Origin of the sequence: Brevundimonas sp. Bb-A, from assembly GCF_009394735.1 — a bacterium.
GTDB classification, from domain to species: domain Bacteria; phylum Pseudomonadota; class Alphaproteobacteria; order Caulobacterales; family Caulobacteraceae; genus Brevundimonas; species Brevundimonas aurantiaca.
Genome location: NZ_CP045456.1, coordinates 2,419,311 through 2,436,207, shown reverse-complemented (window position 1 = coordinate 2,436,207; position 16,897 = coordinate 2,419,311). Strand labels below are relative to the sequence as shown.

16 protein-coding genes are annotated in these 16,897 nt (G+C 66.0%); 13 read left to right on the top strand and 3 right to left on the bottom strand.

The window, feature by feature from the left end; genetic code table 11:
• Positions 1–59: 59 nt before the first annotated feature.
• On the top strand, positions 60–701 hold the full coding sequence (locus BSP_RS11965) for a phosphatase PAP2 family protein (RefSeq protein ID WP_194166965.1): 642 nt from the start codon (positions 60–62) through the stop codon (positions 699–701).
• Between the two features lie 40 nt (positions 702–741).
• On the top strand, positions 742–1,323 hold the full coding sequence (locus BSP_RS11960) for a DUF1003 domain-containing protein (RefSeq protein ID WP_152950486.1): 582 nt from the start codon (positions 742–744) through the stop codon (positions 1,321–1,323).
• On the opposite strand, the gene BSP_RS11955 is transcribed toward BSP_RS11960, so the two are convergent.
• The 3 genes from BSP_RS11955 to BSP_RS11945 form a co-directional block, all read right to left on the bottom strand.
• Positions 1,314–1,892: a cation transporter gene (locus BSP_RS11955; protein WP_152950485.1), complete on the bottom strand. Its 579-nt coding sequence runs from the start codon at positions 1,890–1,892 to the stop codon at positions 1,314–1,316. The genes BSP_RS11960 and BSP_RS11955 overlap by 10 nt on opposite strands.
• Positions 1,893–2,023: 131 nt before the next feature.
• Positions 2,024–2,368 (bottom strand): YnfA family protein, encoded by a 345-nt coding sequence (locus tag BSP_RS11950; RefSeq protein ID WP_152950484.1) that lies wholly within the window; start codon positions 2,366–2,368, stop codon positions 2,024–2,026.
• On the bottom strand, positions 2,365–2,859 hold the full coding sequence (locus tag BSP_RS11945) for a DUF411 domain-containing protein (RefSeq protein ID WP_152950483.1): 495 nt from the start codon (positions 2,857–2,859) through the stop codon (positions 2,365–2,367). The genes BSP_RS11950 and BSP_RS11945 overlap by 4 nt, the downstream gene beginning before the upstream one ends.
• Before the next feature lie 610 nt (positions 2,860–3,469).
• Here BSP_RS11945 and BSP_RS11935 point away from each other — a divergent pair.
• From BSP_RS11935 to BSP_RS11885, 11 genes are all read left to right on the top strand, one after another.
• Entirely contained in the window at positions 3,470–4,786 is a 1,317-nt protein-coding gene (locus BSP_RS11935) for a TolC family protein (protein WP_227975953.1), read from the top strand.
• Positions 4,783–6,045, top strand: coding sequence for an efflux RND transporter periplasmic adaptor subunit (locus tag BSP_RS11930; RefSeq protein WP_152950481.1), 1,263 nt, complete (start codon positions 4,783–4,785; stop codon positions 6,043–6,045). The genes BSP_RS11935 and BSP_RS11930 overlap by 4 nt, the downstream gene beginning before the upstream one ends.
• Positions 6,046–6,059: 14 nt before the next feature.
• Positions 6,060–9,248: an efflux RND transporter permease subunit gene (locus BSP_RS11925; RefSeq protein ID WP_152950480.1), complete on the top strand. Its 3,189-nt coding sequence runs from the start codon at positions 6,060–6,062 to the stop codon at positions 9,246–9,248.
• A gap of 50 nt (positions 9,249–9,298) precedes the next feature.
• Complete coding sequence (locus BSP_RS11920; RefSeq protein ID WP_152950479.1) at positions 9,299–10,030, top strand: HupE/UreJ family protein; 732 nt, start codon at positions 9,299–9,301, stop codon at positions 10,028–10,030.
• Between the two features lie 14 nt (positions 10,031–10,044).
• Entirely contained in the window at positions 10,045–10,722 is a 678-nt protein-coding gene (locus BSP_RS11915) for a transmembrane anchor protein (RefSeq protein WP_152950478.1), read from the top strand.
• Positions 10,723–10,804: 82 nt separating this feature from the next.
• Positions 10,805–12,130 (top strand): MFS transporter, encoded by a 1,326-nt coding sequence (locus BSP_RS11910; protein WP_152950477.1) that lies wholly within the window; start codon positions 10,805–10,807, stop codon positions 12,128–12,130.
• Between the two features lie 583 nt (positions 12,131–12,713).
• Entirely contained in the window at positions 12,714–14,600 is a 1,887-nt protein-coding gene (locus tag BSP_RS11905; RefSeq protein ID WP_227975952.1) for a type IV secretory system conjugative DNA transfer family protein, read from the top strand.
• An 11-nt stretch (positions 14,601–14,611) separates the two neighbouring features.
• Complete coding sequence (locus BSP_RS11900; protein ID WP_152950476.1) at positions 14,612–15,064, top strand: hypothetical protein; 453 nt, start codon at positions 14,612–14,614, stop codon at positions 15,062–15,064.
• A gap of 1 nt (position 15,065) precedes the next feature.
• Positions 15,066–16,022, top strand: coding sequence for a P-type conjugative transfer ATPase TrbB (trbB, locus tag BSP_RS11895; protein WP_152950475.1), 957 nt, complete (start codon positions 15,066–15,068; stop codon positions 16,020–16,022).
• 273 nt (positions 16,023–16,295) lie between these two features.
• Positions 16,296–16,616, top strand: coding sequence for a TrbC/VirB2 family protein (locus BSP_RS11890; protein ID WP_050771641.1), 321 nt, complete (start codon positions 16,296–16,298; stop codon positions 16,614–16,616).
• Positions 16,616–16,894 (top strand): VirB3 family type IV secretion system protein, encoded by a 279-nt coding sequence (locus tag BSP_RS11885; protein WP_152950474.1) that lies wholly within the window; start codon positions 16,616–16,618, stop codon positions 16,892–16,894. The genes BSP_RS11890 and BSP_RS11885 overlap by 1 nt, the downstream gene beginning before the upstream one ends.
• Positions 16,895–16,897: the final 3 nt, after the last annotated feature.

The window sequence follows — 16,897 nt, the reverse complement described above, 5'->3', positions numbered from 1 at the left end:
TGGCCTCCACTCTGGGGCGGGTGCGCGGTCGGCTGAGCGGAGCGGTCATCGCGACCTTCATGGCCGGTTCGCTGGCCATCTGGGGCTTCCTGACCCTCGCGGGCGAAATGCGTGAAGGCGAGACCCGGGCGATCGATGAACGCCTGATGCTGCTGATGCGTGAAAGGGGCGATCAGAATGATCCGCTCGGGCCGCGGTGGCTTGAAGAGGCGATGCGTGACGTGACGGCCCTCGGCGGCTTCACGGTGCTGACGCTCGTCACGATCGTCGCTGTGGTCACGCTGATGCGAGCCAGGCGGTGGCGCAAGGCGCTTGGCATGGCAACGGTGGCGCTCGGCGCCGAGCTGACGAGCGATGTGCTGAAGCTCGCCTACGCCCGGCCCCGACCGGACCTCGTGCCCCACGGGAGCTATGTCTATTCCAACAGTTTCCCGAGCGGCCATTCCACCTTGTCCGTCGCCATCTATTTCACACTCGCGGCTTTGTTAGCGGCGGGCGCGGTCCGCCCGAGCTCCCGTAGAATGATCTATATGGTGGCCGGATCGGTGGTGCTTATGATTGGCGCAAGCCGTGTCTATCTGGGCGTGCACTGGCCGACCGACGTCGCCGCCGGGTGGGCACTGGGATCAATCTGGGCCTTGATCGGCTGGCGATGGCTTGGCGAACCGACGACTGCGGGCGCAGGCCCGACGCAGCACTGACGCCAGATCCGACCCTCACATCCCTCATGAAGAGATGGCGATGACCAACGACAGACTCGACCTGGATCATCTTGCACGGCGTTGGCTTGGCAAGGCCACGCCGGAGCTAGCGGAAGCCGAGCGCCGCGTCCTCAGCCGCACGGTGCATCGAAAACCCGTTTCGCAGGACGTCAATGCGGCGTTCAAGAGCGACCTGACCTTCGGCGAACGCCTGTCCGACCGAGTCGCCCGTTTGGGTGGCTCCTGGGGCTTCATCAGCAGCTTTGGTTTGTTTTTGCTGGTCTGGGCGATCCTGAATCTCACCCTTGGTCGGCACGCCTTCGATCCCTATCCCTTCATTTTCCTGAACCTGTTGTTGTCGATGCTCGCTGCGATCCAGGCCCCGATCATCATGATGAGTCAGAACCGGCAGGCTACGAAAGATCGGCTGGATGCCTCACATGACTATGAGGTCAACCTGAAGGCGGAGATCGAGATCATGGCCCTGCATGAAAAACTGGATCAGATGCGTGACAGCCAAATCCAGACCTTGATCAGCAAACAGCAGGAGCAGATCGAGCTGTTGACGACTCTGTTGCGCAAAGACGGTGTCGCGGCCGAAACGCCCAAAGGTCAGGCCTGATTCACGTCCGCCTCGCGTCCTGCGGCCCTCCAGACATCCCGCGCCGCGTCGGCGTTTAGTGCTGCGATCGCCAGGCCGACAATCAGGTCCGGCCAAGCGGAACGCCAAAGGAAGGCGGTCACGAGGCCGGCGGCGACGATCGCCACATTGGCCAGAGCGTCATTGCGGGCGGACAGGAAGGCGGCGCGCGTCAGACTGCCCCGGCTGGCGCGGAACCGTGTGAGCAAAAGGGCGCAGGCGAGGTTGACTGCTAAGGCCCCCGCTCCGGTCACCGAAAGCAAAATCGGCTGCGGAGGGGACGGCGCCTGAAACTGGCTCCAAGCCGTCCAGATCGTCGCCAGTCCCGGGATCAGGATCAAAATGGCCAGGCATCGACCGACCCGTGCCCGAACCGTCGCCGAAGCCATAAGCGTCATGCCGATCAGCAGGTTGATCGCTGCATCCTCAAGAAAGTCGACAGAGTCCGCGAAAAGGGAGACCGACCCAATGGCCCGCGCGACCGTGAACTCGACCCCGAAATAGGAGAGGTTCAGGAAGGCAACCAACCAAACGGTCTGGCGCAGGTCCATCTGGTAACCGGTTGACCTCACGCGATCTGCCCAGTTCCGAGGGGTTCAAGTGCCATCTCCTCCGCCAAGCCCTCTCGCTGCGAACCGGTTCTTACGACGCACGCGAGGATCAGCAGTTTAGCCCGGTTTGATCAAGGACGCGGCGCGAACAGGATGACGCCTGCACCGATCAGGCACAGCATAGCCCCAATGACATCCCATCGGTCGGGGCGGCTGCCCTCGACCAGCCAGAGCCAAAGAAGAGACGACAGGATATAGACGCCGCCGTAGGCGGCATAGGCACGTCCCGCGGCCTCGACCTCCACAAGGGTCAGCAACCAGGCGAACACCGCCAAGCACGCCAACCCCGGAACGATCCACGCCACCGACCTGCCCAGGCGAATCCAGGTCCAGAAGGCGTAGCAGCCTGCGATCTCGGCGAGCGCCGCACCGAGATAGACTGCTAGCGTCGTCGGCGAGATCGTGGCGGGCGTCATCCGTGGCTGGCGAACACGCGGGTGGCACCGTTTTTGAGGATAAGCAGGGTCTGGAACCCCTGGACCCGGTCGGCCGGGGCTGGCATCCCCGGGGATCCCGCCGGCATGCCCGGCACCGACAGACCGAAGGCGTCGGGGCGCTCGCGGACCAGTCGGGCCACGTCCTCGGCCGGCACATGTCCCTCGATCGCATAGGACCCCACAACTCCAGTGTGACAGGACGCCAGGGCGTCGGGCACGCCGTAGCGGCGGCGAATGGGGGCAAGGTCTTCCAACTCGCGCACCGTCGCCGTCCATCCGGCCGCCGTCAAATGCTGGACCCAGGCCCCGCAGCAGCCGCACCAAGGCGTCTTGTAGACGGTGATGGCCTGAACCGCCTGGGCCGCAAGGACCGGCGAAGCCAAGACCGATGACGCCAGGGCCAGACCCGGCAAGGCCCGGACAAAAGACCGACGAGAGGGCGCGAGCTGGGGGGCGGGCGAGAGGGACATGTCGGTAAGCTCCGTTCGACACCACCTATCGCGCCTATGGTCTTCGTCGTCGAGGTTCGCCGATCTTTAGTGGGAAGCGAGGATGTCGCAGCGTCGTACGCGGGGGCCACTCGTGTTGAAGTTTGCCCTGAGGCGGGATACGTGAGCCTCAGGAGTTCCCTTGCCGCCATCGATTCGGACATTCTGCGTCTCGCTATGCGTCGCTTTGGTGGCGGCGCTGACCTTGCACGCGTCCGCTCAGGCTCAGCATGAGGTCGGACATTCGGCCGGCTGGCCTCCCGTCGCCATGGTGGCGAGCGACGACCACGGGCATGCTCACATGCATGTGGCGCCGACCGAAACCACACCCGATGCACCGGACCAAGACCAGGACGGACAGCCGACCGGACATCACCACAGCGGCGTCGAAAAGCCATCGACCACGCCAGCCCTGAGCGTGGCCGGGCCGCTGCAGCTGGTCCGTGTCGCGGAGCACAGCCTCGGGCGAAGCCCACCCTTGGAAGACGTCGGGCTCGACGGGCCCGAATACCCCCCGAAACGGACAGGCGCGATCCTTTGATCCGACGCGGCCAGCCGGCCGCGCGCGCCATTCCGTTTTTGGAGATATCCCTTGCATACCCCATCGTCCGGCTTTGCCGGATCGTGGGCGCGTACACCGACCGTCACGGTCCTCGCGCTCATTCTGGCGGCCGCCATGCCGCCGTCCTTCGCCATGGCACAGTCCCCACCGTCGGCTGACGCAGCCGCTCGCTCTCTGACCCTCGAAGAGGCTCTCGCCCTCGCGGCCTCGGCCGATCCTGCCCTCGCGGGTACGGCCGCCCGGGTGCGCGCTGCTGAAGCGGGGGTGCGCCAGGCCGACGTCCGGCGCAATCCGACCCTGGGGTTGGTCGCTGAGAATATCGGTGGTGTCGGTGGCATCGGCCTGATCGACCGTTCCGAGACGACCCTGACCTACGAGCAGCCGATTGAGCGGGGCGGCGACCGGGATGCCCGCGTGTCCTTGGCGCGCAGCGAGGGTGTGCTGGTCGGAGCCACGGCGCAGGTCCGACGGCTAGACCGGCTCGAACAGGTTCAGACCGCCTGGGCGGAAGCCCTGGCCGCGCAGGCCGAAGTCGAGATCGCGCGAGAACGACTCGATCTGGCCGAACGGTTCCAGACCGAGGTCCAGCGCCGCGTAAACGCTGCACGTGACCCCCTGTTCGCGGGAGCCCGGGCCGAGTCCGAACTGGCCCAGGCCCAGATCGATTTTGATCAGGCCGAGATCGCGGCGCGCCTCGGCCGGGCCACCCTGGCCAGCTTCTGGATGGGACCGGCCGATTTTGTGCTGCGGGACGAGGATTTCACCGACACCAGCGCGTCGCGTAGACCGGCCGGTGATCCCACGATCATCGATGAGACGGCGATCGCGGCCCAACGCGACATCGCTACCTCAAGGGTAGCCGTTGAGCGGGCCCGCGCCGTGCCGGACGCCACCGTCAGCGTCGGGGTGAGGCATCTATGGAACGAAGACGCGCTCGCCTTCGTGGTCGGCGGCTCCATCCCGCTCGGCCGATATGATCGCAACGAGGGGGCAATCGAACGCGCCCAGGCCGAACGGATCGCGGCCGAGGCCGATCTGTCCGCCCTTCGGATCGAACGGGACCGTGAGATCGCCCGGCTCCAGGTCCTGCTAGCCGCCAAGGCCAGCGAGGCCCGGCGCATCGGCGAGGAGACCCTGCCCCAGGCCGAGCGTGCCGTGGTTCTCGTCCGTGAAGGCTTCGCTCGCGGCGGCTTCACCTACAACGACGTCATCCAGGCCCAGACCGCGCTTTTGCAGACGCGGGCGCGGCGAGTGGCGGTTCTGAGATCCTTTCATATCGAGCGCGCCCGCCTTGACCGGCTGACCGGCGCGCATGGCGGCCTGACCGGCCTGGAGATGCAACCATGATCCGCTATCCGACCGCACGGCGAGGCCTGGCCACGCCTCTGCTGACACTGGCCTTGGCCGTGGCCGGTTGCGGCCAGGGCGCGCCGGAAAAGCTGAGCCCCGAGGCTGCCGCCGCTGCCGCCGCAGACTATGAGCGCGGGCCGCACAATGGGCGGATGTTGCGCGACGGCGACTTCGCTCTGGAGATCACGATCTTTGAGGAAGGTTCGGAACCGCTCTATCGGCTCTACCCCTATTTGAAGGACAAGCCTGTCGATCCGCGTCAGGTCCAGGCGTTCATTGCCCTGACCCGCCTGGGGCCTTCGGTGGACCGGTTCGTCTTCACGGCGGCCGAGGATTATCTGACCAGTCCGACCGTCGTGGCGGAGCCGCATTCGTTCGATGTTTCGGTGGCGGCGACTCATGCGGGCAAGCGATCGACCTGGAGCTACCCGTCCTATGAGGGGCGCACGATCATCACGGCCGCCGCCGCACAGGCCGGCGGCGTGACGACCGCGCGTGCCGGTGGCGCGGTACTGGGCGAGAGCCTACCGTTGAGTGGTCGGGTCGAGATCACGCCGGAGGGCCAGAGCGAGGTCCACGCCCGTTATCCGGGCCGGATCATGGCATTGAACGCCGAATTGGGTCAGCGGGTTTCGCGGGGGCAGGTCCTCGCCCGGGTCGAGTCCAGCGAAAGTCTTCAGACCTACTCGGTCACCGCGCCGATCTCGGGCGTCATCATGGAGAAGAACGCGGTCCCCGGCGAGATCACCGGCAATGGCGAGCCGATGCTGGTGATCGGCGACCCCACGCGTCTTCACGCCGAGTTCTCGCTCTATCCGCGCGACGCCGAGCGTGTTCGTGCCGGACAGCGGGTCGAGGTCACCAGCCTGGCCGGAGATCACCGGTTCAACGGCGTGATCGAAACTATCCTGCCCGGCACCGATCCGATGAGCCAGACCCTGATCGCCCATGTCGATCTGGCCTATATGGGCGGGGTCTGGCGGCCGGGACTGGGGGTCCAAGGAATGGTCCAAGTCGGCCAGGGCGAGGTGCCGCTGGCGGTCCAGACCAAGGCCATCATGCCGTTCCGCGACTTCCAGGTCGTCTATGCCAAGGTGGGCAACACCTATGAGGTGCGGATGCTCGAACTGGGCCGCCGCACCGACGAATGGACGGAGGTGTTGGGCGGTCTCGCGCCAGGCACCGAATACGTCGTCGACGGTGCCTTCCTCATTCGCGCGGACATCGACAAGTCCGGCGCGAGCCATGATCACTAGGGAGCGCGCACACCATGCTTGAACGCATCATCGCGCTGTCGATCCGCTTCCGCTGGGGGGTGATGGCGCTGGTCCTGCTGGCCTGCGCGGTCGGCGTCTGGAGTTTCCAGCGCCTTCCGATCGACGCCACACCGGACATCACCAACGTCCAGATCCAGATCAACACCGAGGCCCCCGGCTATTCCCCGCTGGAGGCCGAACAACGGATCACCTTCCCCGTCGAGACGGCGGTGGCAGGGGTGCCGGGCCTTCAATATACGCGCTCCGTCTCCCGCTACGGGCTGAGCCAGGTCACCGTTATCTTCGAAGACGGGACCGACATCTATTTTGCGCGGCAACTGGTCAACGAGCGTCTGCAGAACGCGCTCAGCCAGTTGCCACCCGGGATCACGCCGGAGATGGGGCCCATCGCCACGGGGCTCGGCGAGATCTTCATGTACACGATCGAGGCCGAGCCCGGCGCCCGCCGCCCCGACGGCCAGCCCTATACGACCGAGGATTTGCGCACGCTGCAGGACTGGGTAATCCGACCCCAGCTGCGCAATACCAAGGGCGTCACCGAGGTCAACACCATCGGCGGCTATGAGCGGCAGTATCACGTCACCCCGAACCCCGACCGGCTCGCCGCCTATGGTGTGACCCTGGCCGAGGTGGTGAACGCCCTGGGCAACAACAACGCCAACGTCGGCGCGGGTTATGTCGAACGCTATGGCGAACAGTATCTGATCCGCGTGCCGGGTCAGGCCTCGACCACTGAGGATCTGGGTAATGTCGTCATCGCCACCCGTGGCGGCGTGCCGATCCGCATCGCCGATGTCGCCGATGTCGGGATGGGGGAAGAGTTGAGGACCGGCGCGGCAACGGAGAACGGTCGCGAGACCGTTTTGGCCACCGTGCTGATGCTGGCCGGCGAGAACAGCCGCGTCGTGGCCCAGGCGGCAGCCGTCAGCCTGGAGGAAGCCGCGCGCGCCCTGCCCAACGGCGTGACCGCCTCGCCAGTCTATGACCGGACGGACCTGGTCGAACGCGCCATTCATACGGTCGAAAAGAACCTGCTGGAAGGCGCGCTTCTGGTGATCGTCGTGCTGTTCCTTCTGCTCGGCAACATCCGCGCCGCCCTGATCACGGCGGCGGTCATTCCGGTGACCATGCTGATGACCATCACCGGCATGGTGCGCACCGGCACCTCGGGCAATCTGATGAGCCTTGGCGCGCTCGACTTCGGCCTGATCGTCGACGGGGCCGTCATTATCGTCGAGAACTGCCTGCGTCGCTTCGGTGAGGCCCAGCATCGTCTGGGTCGCGTCCTGAGCCGGGAAGAACGCTTCGAACTGGCCGCCACCGCCTCCAGCGAGGTGATCCGGCCGTCGCTGTTCGGGGTGATGATCATCACCCTGGTCTATGTGCCGATCTTCGCCCTGACCGGCGTGGAGGGAAAGACCTTCCACCCGATGGCGATCACCGTGGTCATCGCCCTGACGGCGGCCCTGGTCCTGTCCTTGACCTTCGTGCCGGCGGCGGTGGCCATGTTCGTCACCGGCAAGGTCGAGGAAAAGGACAGCTTCCTGATGCGCTGGGCGCGGATCGGCTATCAGCCGGCGCTCGATTTCGCGCTGAAGACAAGGGTCCTGATGATCGGTCTGGGGGTTTTTCTGGTCGCGCTCGCGGGATTTGGCGCGTCGCGGATGGGGTCGGAATTCATTCCGAACCTGGACGAGGGCGATATCGCCATGCATGCCCTGCGCATCCCCGGCACAAGCCTGAGCCAGGCCATCCATATGCAGACCGCCCTGGAGGCCCGGATCGCGACCTTCCCCGAGGTCGAGCGGGTCGTGGCCAAGATCGGCACCGCCGAGGTGGCCACCGACCCGGTGCCGCCTTCGGTCGCCGACACCTTCATCATGCTGAAGGATCGCAAGGACTGGCCTGATCCCCGCAAATCCCGTGGCCAGCTGGTCGAGGAGATGGAAGCGGCGGTAAACGAGGTTCCCGGCAGCAAATACGAGTTCACCCAGCCCATTCAGATGCGGTTCAACGAACTGCTCAGCGGCGTGCGCGCCGACGTCGCCATCAAGATCTTCGGCGACGATCTGGATGAACTGCTGAGGCTCGGTGCCGAGATCGAGACCATCGTGGCCAGCGTCGAAGGCTCGGCCGACCCCCAGACCGAACAGGTCACGGGACTGCCGGTGCTGCAGATCACGCCGGACCGGACGGCCATGGCCCGGCTGGGATTGAGCGTGAACGACGTCCAGTCGGTCATCTCCACCTCGATGGGCGGCACGACGGCGGAGCAGATCTTCGAGGGAGACCGGCGCTTTGACGTCGTTGTCCGTCTGCCCGAGGATATCCGGTCCAACACCGACGCGATTGGTCGCCTACAGGTGCCGCTGCCGGCGAACGAAGGCCAGCCGCGTCAGTTCGTGCCCCTGGCGGAGGTCGCCACCATCGCCCTCACGGTCGGTCCCAACCAGATCAGCCGCGAGGACGGCAAGCGGCGGATCGTGGTCACCTCCAACGTCCGGGACCGTGACCTGGGTTCGTTCATCGGCGAGGCCCAGCAGCGGATCGAGGCCGAGGTCGAGGTACCCGCCGGATACTGGGTCACCTATGGCGGCACGTTCGAACAGCTGATCTCGGCGGCAAAACGACTTCAGGTCGTGGTGCCGGCGGTCCTGCTGCTGATCTTCGGCCTGCTGTACGCCCTGTTCCGGTCGTGGCAGGACTCCGCCATTGTCTTCTCCGGCGTGCCTCTGGCGCTGACCGGGGGGGTGGCGGCCCTGATGATGCGGGATCTTCCGCTGTCGATCTCGGCGGGCGTGGGCTTCATCGCCCTGTCCGGCGTCGCGGTGCTGAACGGCGTGGTGATGGTAACCTTCATCCGCAGCCTGATCGAGGAGGGCAAGCCCGTCGCCGAAGCCATCAGGGAAGGGGCCCTGACGCGCCTGAGGCCAGTTCTGATGACCGCCCTGGTCGCCAGTCTGGGGTTCGTGCCCATGGCGCTTAACGTGGGGGCCGGAGCCGAGGTCCAGCGCCCGCTGGCGACGGTCGTGATTGGGGGGATCCTTTCCTCGACGATCCTGACCCTGCTGGTCCTGCCCGCGCTCTACAGCCTGGTGCATGGCCGTGATCGGTCCAGCGACCAACCGCGTCCGGCCTGGCGAGACCGTATCTCGTTCCGACGCAGGCGAGGTGCCCAATGACGCGCTCCGCCTCATCCAACGCTTCAGACCCAACCCCTGGAAAGGTCCCCATGACAGTGGCTTACCGGCCCGACGCCTGGTCGTGGCTCAAATCCCCCGCGACGGCGCTGTTCGCCGTTCTGCTGTTCTTCCTGATCGACGGCGTCACCGGCCAGGCCCTCGCCCATGGCGTGGCCGAAGGCGACAAGGGCTATATCCAGGAGACGTCCGGCATCGTGTTCTGGCCGTTCATCTATCTGGGGGCCAAACATATGGTCACCGGATACGACCATCTGCTGTTCCTGTTCGGCGTGATCTTCTTCCTCTACCGGATGAAGGACATCTCGATCTATGTGACGATGTTCGCCATCGGCCATTCGACCACGCTCCTGCTGGGCGTGCTGATGGATGTCAGCGTGTCCAGCTATCTGGTCGACGCCATTATCGGCCTGTCCGTGGTCTATAAGGCGCTGGACAATCTCGGTGCCTTCCAGCGCTGGTTCGGGGTCCAGCCGAACACCAAGGTCGCGACCCTGGTGTTCGGACTGTTCCACGGCTTTGGCCTGGCCACCAAGCTGCAGGACTTCAACATGGCCCCCGACGGGCTGTTCGTGAATCTGCTGGCGTTCAATATCGGCGTCGAGATCGGCCAACTCCTGGCCCTGGGCGCCATCCTGATCGCCATGGGGTTCTGGCGGAAGACCGGCAGTTTCTGGCGGCATGCCTATGTCGCCAACGTCGTCCTGATGACCCTCGGTTTCGTTCTGACGGGCTATCAGCTCGTCGGCTATTTCGTCCTCTGATCGGAGACTGACCCATGTACAACGCCAACAAGCCCACCGCCTCCGAACTGCCCTCGACCGCCAAGCTGCTGAAGTCGACGGGCATCGCCGCGGTCATCGCCGCCGGCCTGCTGGTCACGATCGTCATGCCCGCTGAATACGGGGTCGATCCGACCCGCGTCGGCTCGGTGTTCGGCCTGACCGAGATGGGCCGGATCAAGGTCTCGCTCGCCGCTGAGGCTCAGGCCGAGGAGGCAGCGGAGGCCAGCGCAGCGACCGCGGCTGCGGCTCCGGCACCCGCGACAGTGACGACCTCGCTCGCCCCGACGGCGGATGCGACCGCGCCTGCGACCGCAGCTCCCGGCGCGGCTCCGGTAGCCACCGCGGCCCAGGCCGCGACGCGGTCGGACCGGACGGTTTTGACATTGGCACCCGATCAGGGCGCAGAGATCAAGCTTGTGATGCAGGAGGGGGCCACGGTCCGCTATACTTGGTCCAGCAGCGGTGGCCGGATCAACTATGACACCCACGCCGACCGGCCGGGCACATCGTACCATGGCTATGCCAAGGGCTCGTCCGAGCGGGTCGAGGACACGCTGACGGCGGTCTTCACCGGCAGTCACGGCTGGTTCTGGCGTAACCGCACGGGCGCGCCGGTGACCATCACCCTGATCACCGATGGCGCCTACAGCGAGGTCAAGCGGGTCGTCTGACCGATCCCGCCCCGTCGTTGGTTCGATCGGAACGGACTACGGGGCATGTTCGGTTGACGCGCGACCCTCGAGAGAGATGCAGATGTTTTCGCCGCTTCGCCACGCCGCCTATCGCAACCTGTTCACGGCTCAGGTCGCCGCCCTGCTCGGCACCGGCATGGCCACAGTCGCCCTGGGTCTGCTGGCTTTCGACCTGGCCGGTGCGAATGCAGGACAGGTGCTGGGGGCTGCGTTGGCGATCAAGATGATCGCCTATATCGGCGTGGCCCCGTTCGCGAGCGCCCTGTCGGCCCGTCTGCCGCGAAAGACTCTGCTGGTCTCGCTGGATGTCGTGCGGGCGGGGGTCGCCGTCAGCCTGCCGTTCGTCAGCGAGCCGTGGCAGGTCTATGGGCTGATGACCGTGCTCTATGTCGCGTCCGCCGCCTTCACCCCGGCGTTCCAGGCCATGATCCCGGACCTGCTGCCCGACGAGGCGGAATACACCAAGGCGCTGTCGCTCTCGCGGCTGGCGGCCGACCTGGAGAGCGTGGCCAGTCCGGTGCTGGCGGCGCTGCTGCTAGCCTTCATCAGCTACAACAACCTGTTCGTCGGCACGGCGCTGGGGTTCGTCGTCTCGGCGCTGTTCGTGGTCGGGGCCAGCCTGCCGGTGCTGAGCAGAATCCAGCCCAAACCCTTCATCCAGCGGCTGACCGCAGGCATGCGGCTGTTCGCCCTCACGCCGCGTCTGCGCGGGCTCCTGGCCATCAGCCTGGCCACGGCGGCGGGCGGGGCCATGGTATTCGTCAATACCGTGGTCCTGGTGCAGTCACAGTTCGGCCTGTCGCAACAGGCGACCGCCTGGGCGCTCGCGGCATTCGGCGGTGGGTCGATGACAGCGGCCGTCGTGCTGCCGCGCCTGCTCAGCCGGGTGTCGGATCGTACGGCCATGGTGCTGGGGGCGGGTGTGATGACGTCGGTCCTGCTCGCCGGAGCCTGGGTCGCCGTCAGCTATCCGGTCCTGATCGGTCTGTGGGTGATCATGGGGTTCGGGTATTCATTGACCATTACCCCGGCGGGGCGGGCGCTGCGGCGCTCATCGACCGCTCAGGATCGACCTGCCCTGTTCGCAGCCCAGTTCGCCCTGTCCCACGCCTGCTGGCTGATCGCCTATCCGGTGGCGGGATTGGTCAGCGCCGAGGCTGATCCTGCCGCAGCCTTCCTCGTTCTGGCGGCGCTGTGCGCGACGGGTGCCGTGCTCGGTTTGTTGATATGGCCAGCGCGGGACCCCGAGACTTTGATGCACAGCCATCCGGATCTGGAGGCGGACGATCCGCATCTGACGGACGGGGCAGGGGGCACCGGCGCCGCTCACGCCCATCCCTTCGTGATCGACGAGAAACATGATCGCTGGCCTGGACCTGGCCGCTGAACGAACGCGCCAATCCGCTTACCGCGTCGAGCTTTCGGCGCAGCCGCCAACGATCCACCGAGTTTTCTTTGCGCTGGCGCTTAATGGTTGCTGCTCTGCAGACTGTCGGAGTTGGCCTCATCTTCAGCGACAGTATTCTCTAAGCGTCGGCGGGGTGGGGTCCGCCATGACGCGGCTTTTTCCCGGGTACGGAGGCAGGCCGACTACCCCTCATCTCCGCACGGCGCTTAAGCGCGCGCAAGGTTCCCGCCATCGGGGCAGGCAACAGGTTCGGAAAGTGATTTGGGAAGATCCTGGGTACAAATCCGCTGACCTCGGCGGAGAACGAAACATGGGTTCCGTTGCCACGGGGCGTTAGGGTGTAGGACATGCTCAAGAAGACGAAGCCGCGCATGCCCAATCGCCATGCGATCAGGTTCGGCTTGCGACGATCGAGCATGCGGCCCGTCAGCCTGTCGCAAAACTCTAATGCGACGGCCCAAAAATCGCCGTCACGTGCAAGTTGAAAATGCTCATCCTGCATCCTGTCCGGGGTGTGGGCGATTTGGCGAAAGCCGGTCACTGACGGACGCGTGTTGTGAGCTTGGGTCTGAAGCTTGCGGCCGGCAGTCTGGGCGTTCTCGCCGGGCTACAGGCCGCGACGCAATACATCGGCTGGACCTTCCAGTGGGCCAGCGTCCTTGGTGCTGGCTGGAGGTTGGGCCCCGATTGGGTCTTCTATCAGCCCTGGTCGATCCTTGAGTGGCGTGCGCGGTTCGGTGCTGAAGAACCCCAGGCCTTCGCGGCGAGCACCGCACTCATGCTCCTGGGGGCATCGGCGGGCCTGGGCCTTGGTGTTCTGTTCGATGGCGACGCGCGAAATTCTCGTGTGCGGGGATGGGGTGGGGTAGCAGAGGCCAGACGTGCGTCGCTTCTGATCTCCACCGGGGCGATGATTGGCCTTCTGCGCGGACGGATACTGGCGACGGTCGATCTTAGACCGACGCTGGTAACCGGGGGCACTCGATCTGGAAAGGGTAGGGGCCATGTCGTCCCCACCCTGCTGTCATGGACAGGCAGCGTTCTTGCCCATGACCCCAAAGGCGAGTTGTTCGCGCTGTCGGCGGGTTGGCGAGCGACCTTCTCTCATGCGCTGTTCATCAATCCCCGCAATCCAGCATCCGCCCGCTGGAACCCGCTCACCGAAATCTCCCTCGGCTCCGGCGAGTTGGCTCAGGTCCAGCGCCTGGTCGCGATCCTGTCCGATCCCGGCGGCGCCCGCGACGACGAAGCCATCTGGGACAAGGCCGCCTCGGAGATCCTCGAGGCCGTCATCCTCCACGTCCTCTACACAGCCGACGATGCCGACAAGACGCTGCTGAAGGTCCGCGAACTCCTCGCCGACCTCGACGATATCGCCGACGTGATGATCAAGACTTTGCACCGGCCCGGCCCCAACGGCGAGCCCGAGACCCATCCCTTCATCAAGACCGCGGTCAAAGGCTATGCGGCCATGCACGACCGCTTCCGCACCTCGGTTCAGGGCACGGCGCGGTCCTATCTCAAATGGCTGGCGGGCGAGGACGTCGAACGCTGCCTGTCCGCCTCGGACTTCCGCATGGGCGATCTGATGTGCGCCGAGGCCCCGGTGTCGCTTTACGTTCAGGTCGCTCCGGCCGATGCGGCCGCGCTCCGTCCTCTCGTCCGGTTGTTTTTCTACGCCGCCGCCCAGTCTCTCACGGCCCACGAGAAGACCGACGCCACCGGCCGGCCTAAACGCCACAAGCTCCTGATGCTGATGGATGAGTTCCCGTTGTTGGGTCGTCTCGCCTTCTTCGAGAAATCGCTGCGGTTGATGAGCGGCTACGGCATCAAGACCATGTTCGTGGCCCAGTCGCTGAACGACATCGTCGAGACCTACGGCCCGCACAACACGATCCTCGACAACTGCCACGTCTACACCGCCTTCGCCGCGCTCGACCCGCTGACCCAGGACAAGGTCTCCAAACTCACCGGCACGGTCACTGAGACGCGGACGAGCCGAAGCGGTCCCGCCGGTTTGGGAGCCGGTCGCAGCTCGGTCTCGCGTTCTGAGATCGAGCGCCCTCTGCTGGAGCCGGGAGAAGTCAGAGCTCTGCCGGACGACGATCAGCTCGTCTTCGTCGCCGGCTTCAAGCCGCTGCGGACCAGGAAGCTAAAATACGACCGCCGCGAACCGTTCCGGTCGCGGGCCAAGCTTCCACCACCGGATCAGGCCGCGCGGATCGACACCCCCGGACGCGCGCCCCATCCGTGGGCGGGCCGCCGTGCGCTCGGCGAAAACCCCGAGGCCACGCTGCCCCTGTTCAAGGAGGTGGCTGGGGCGATCGACGACAAGAAGGCGGCCGCCAAGGCCGCAGAAATCTACGAACGGGTCGCGGGGGAGATGGCCGCCCAGCAGGCGGCCTTGGATCAATTGCAAGGTCAGGGTGGGGCGCGCAGTCAGTTGTAAGGAGTAGAGGAATGCCCAAGACGGTCGCTGCCCGCACGCGGGTGCAGGTCTATCTCACCGACGCCCGGGTCATTGCCGGCCTCAATCGGGAGGCCAAGGCCTCCAAGGCCACCCTCAGCCAGGCGGCGGGCCGGGCGATCGCGCGGGGTCTGGCCAAGGCGCCCCAGGCCGATCCCGAGGACCGTCTGCTGCAGCTGGAGCGGTCGCTTCGGGATCATATGCGGTCCAACTCGCGCGACATGCAGATCGTCCAGGAAGTCCTGATCGAGGTGGCCAAGGCGATGTTCCTGCGCCTGCCTGATGCGGTCGCCGATCAGGATCCGACCGTCCAGGCGGCGGTGGACCGGCGCATAGACCGGCTGCTGGATGCGGCGGCGTCCCGCATCGTTCAGGGTCGCGACCCCCGGCCGGAGCCGCCGTCTCGGTTCGACGCTGAGCCCCGATCCTTCGGCGCGGCCAACTGAGGTGCGGGCCCATCCGATTGTCGCCGAGCGCAAGCTCGAGGCCCTGCGCCACGCACTCGGCGATACCGTGCTGGCGGCCCTGGTCGAGCCGACCGTGGTCGAGATCCTCGCCAACCCCGACGGCCGCATCGTGCTCGACGTGCTGGGGTCGGGCCGCCGGGACACAGGCGAACGACTGTCGGCCGAGGCGCGCGACCGGACCATCAAGCTGATCGCGGACTATGTCGGCGAACCCGTGACGCGCGACGATCCGCGTCTGTCGGGCGTCCTGCCCGAGACCGGCGAGCGCTTTCAGGGGGTTCTGCCGCCGGTGTCGTCGGCCCCGGCCTTTTCGATCCGAAAACGCCCGGCGGTGATCTGGCGGCTGGACGACTATGTCCGCGACGGCGTGATCAGCGAGGCGCAGGCGGAGGCGCTTCGGTCCGCGGCGGTGGAGCGTCGGAACATCCTGATCTCCGGCGGCACCGGGCCGGGCAAGACCACTCTGGCCAATGCGGTGCTGGCGGAGCCGGCCTTCGCCGATGATCGCGTCTTCCTGGTCGAGGACACGCCGGAACTGCAGTGCTCGGCCTGGGATGTGGTCTCTGTGCTCACGCGCCGATATCCCAAGGTCATCGGCGTGGTCGATCTGGTCCGCGACGCCCTGCGGATGCGGCCGGACCGGATCGTGGTCGGCGAGATGCGCGAGGGGGCGGCGGCGCTGGAGACGCTCAAGAGCTGGAACACCGGCCATCCGGGCGGGCTGTCGACCCTGCACGCCAACTCCGCCGAGGAGGCCTTGCGCCGATTAGAAGATCTGATCGCCGAGGTCTCGAGCACCGTGCCCCGGCGCGCGATCGGCCAGGCTGTGGACCGGATCGTCCACATCCGCCGCACGCCGGAGGGTCGAAGAGTTGAAACCGTGCTCGCGGTCGATGGCGCCGAAGACGACGGCTATCGCATGCGCACTCTGGCTTGAGCCGCCGAACAAACGGGGACCGGACCGAGGCGAGGGTCATAAAACCTCCGCTACTGCTGAATAGGACGCAAGTCACGGCAAGTCGCAGAGTGACTTACGGCAAGTCACCTATGAGGGTCAGATTGAGTTTGTGCTGTGAGTTCACCTAAGTCATCTCTAACTCGGATTTGAGCTGTGCAAAAATACTCATCATCACTGTTGACAAAATGTGGATGAGTTTGTTTGTCTTGATTCGCGGCGCCGGCTGATGCGCCTACAAACAGGAAGCAACCGATGCGTAGATTACTTCTACGCGGCCTTTCGGCCGCGACGGCGACCTGCGGCCTGCTGATGGCGGGCCAGGCCCTGGCGGGCGGGTCGGGGATGCCCTGGGAAGGGCCGCTCCAGCAGGTGGTGGAGTCCATCACCGGTCCCGTGGTCCAGGCCGCGGCCGTGGTGGCCGTGGTCCTGTTCGGAGCCGGCATCGCCATGAGCGAGAACGGCTCGTCGATGCGGCGGGGCCTGGGCATTATGTTTGGCCTCTCCATCGCCTTCGCCGCCTCGACCTTCTTCCTCGACTTCTTCGGCTTCGCCGGCGGCGTGGAGATCGGGTGATGGCGCAGATCTCGCTCGACCGCCGGCCGGACGGCTATGAGCTTCCGGTCGCCCAGGCCCTGGCCGAGCCGATGCTGATGGCCGGGATGCCGCGCGACTACGCCATCCTCATGGGCACCATCGCCCTGATGCTCGGCCTAGCGCTGCGCATCTGGTGGCTGGGTCTGCTGTGGTGGGCTATCGCCCATGCGATCGGCCTCTATGCCGCCCGCACCGACCGGCGCTTCTTCGATGTCCTGCGGCGTCATCTGGCGCTGCCCGGCCATCTGGACGGGTGAGGC

Bases quoted from the DNA above. Each gene is read 5' to 3' on its own strand.
- BSP_RS11965 (WP_194166965.1), top strand. From the start codon at position 60: ATGGCCGGTTCGCTGGCCATCTGGGGCTTCCTGACCCTCGCGGGCGAA.
- BSP_RS11960 (WP_152950486.1), top strand. From the start codon at position 742: ATGACCAACGACAGACTCGACCTGGATCATCTTGCACGGCGTTGGCTT.
- BSP_RS11955 (WP_152950485.1), bottom strand. From the start codon at position 1,892: ATGGACCTGCGCCAGACCGTTTGGTTGGTTGCCTTCCTGAACCTCTCC.
- BSP_RS11950 (WP_152950484.1), bottom strand. From the start codon at position 2,368: ATGACGCCCGCCACGATCTCGCCGACGACGCTAGCAGTCTATCTCGGT.
- BSP_RS11945 (WP_152950483.1), bottom strand. From the start codon at position 2,859: ATGTCCCTCTCGCCCGCCCCCCAGCTCGCGCCCTCTCGTCGGTCTTTT.
- BSP_RS11930 (WP_152950481.1), top strand. From the start codon at position 4,783: ATGATCCGCTATCCGACCGCACGGCGAGGCCTGGCCACGCCTCTGCTG.
- BSP_RS11925 (WP_152950480.1), top strand. From the start codon at position 6,060: ATGCTTGAACGCATCATCGCGCTGTCGATCCGCTTCCGCTGGGGGGTG.
- BSP_RS11920 (WP_152950479.1), top strand. From the start codon at position 9,299: ATGACAGTGGCTTACCGGCCCGACGCCTGGTCGTGGCTCAAATCCCCC.
- BSP_RS11915 (WP_152950478.1), top strand. From the start codon at position 10,045: ATGTACAACGCCAACAAGCCCACCGCCTCCGAACTGCCCTCGACCGCC.
- BSP_RS11910 (WP_152950477.1), top strand. From the start codon at position 10,805: ATGTTTTCGCCGCTTCGCCACGCCGCCTATCGCAACCTGTTCACGGCT.
- BSP_RS11900 (WP_152950476.1), top strand. From the start codon at position 14,612: ATGCCCAAGACGGTCGCTGCCCGCACGCGGGTGCAGGTCTATCTCACC.
- BSP_RS11890 (WP_050771641.1), top strand. From the start codon at position 16,296: ATGCGTAGATTACTTCTACGCGGCCTTTCGGCCGCGACGGCGACCTGC.
- BSP_RS11885 (WP_152950474.1), top strand. From the start codon at position 16,616: ATGGCGCAGATCTCGCTCGACCGCCGGCCGGACGGCTATGAGCTTCCG.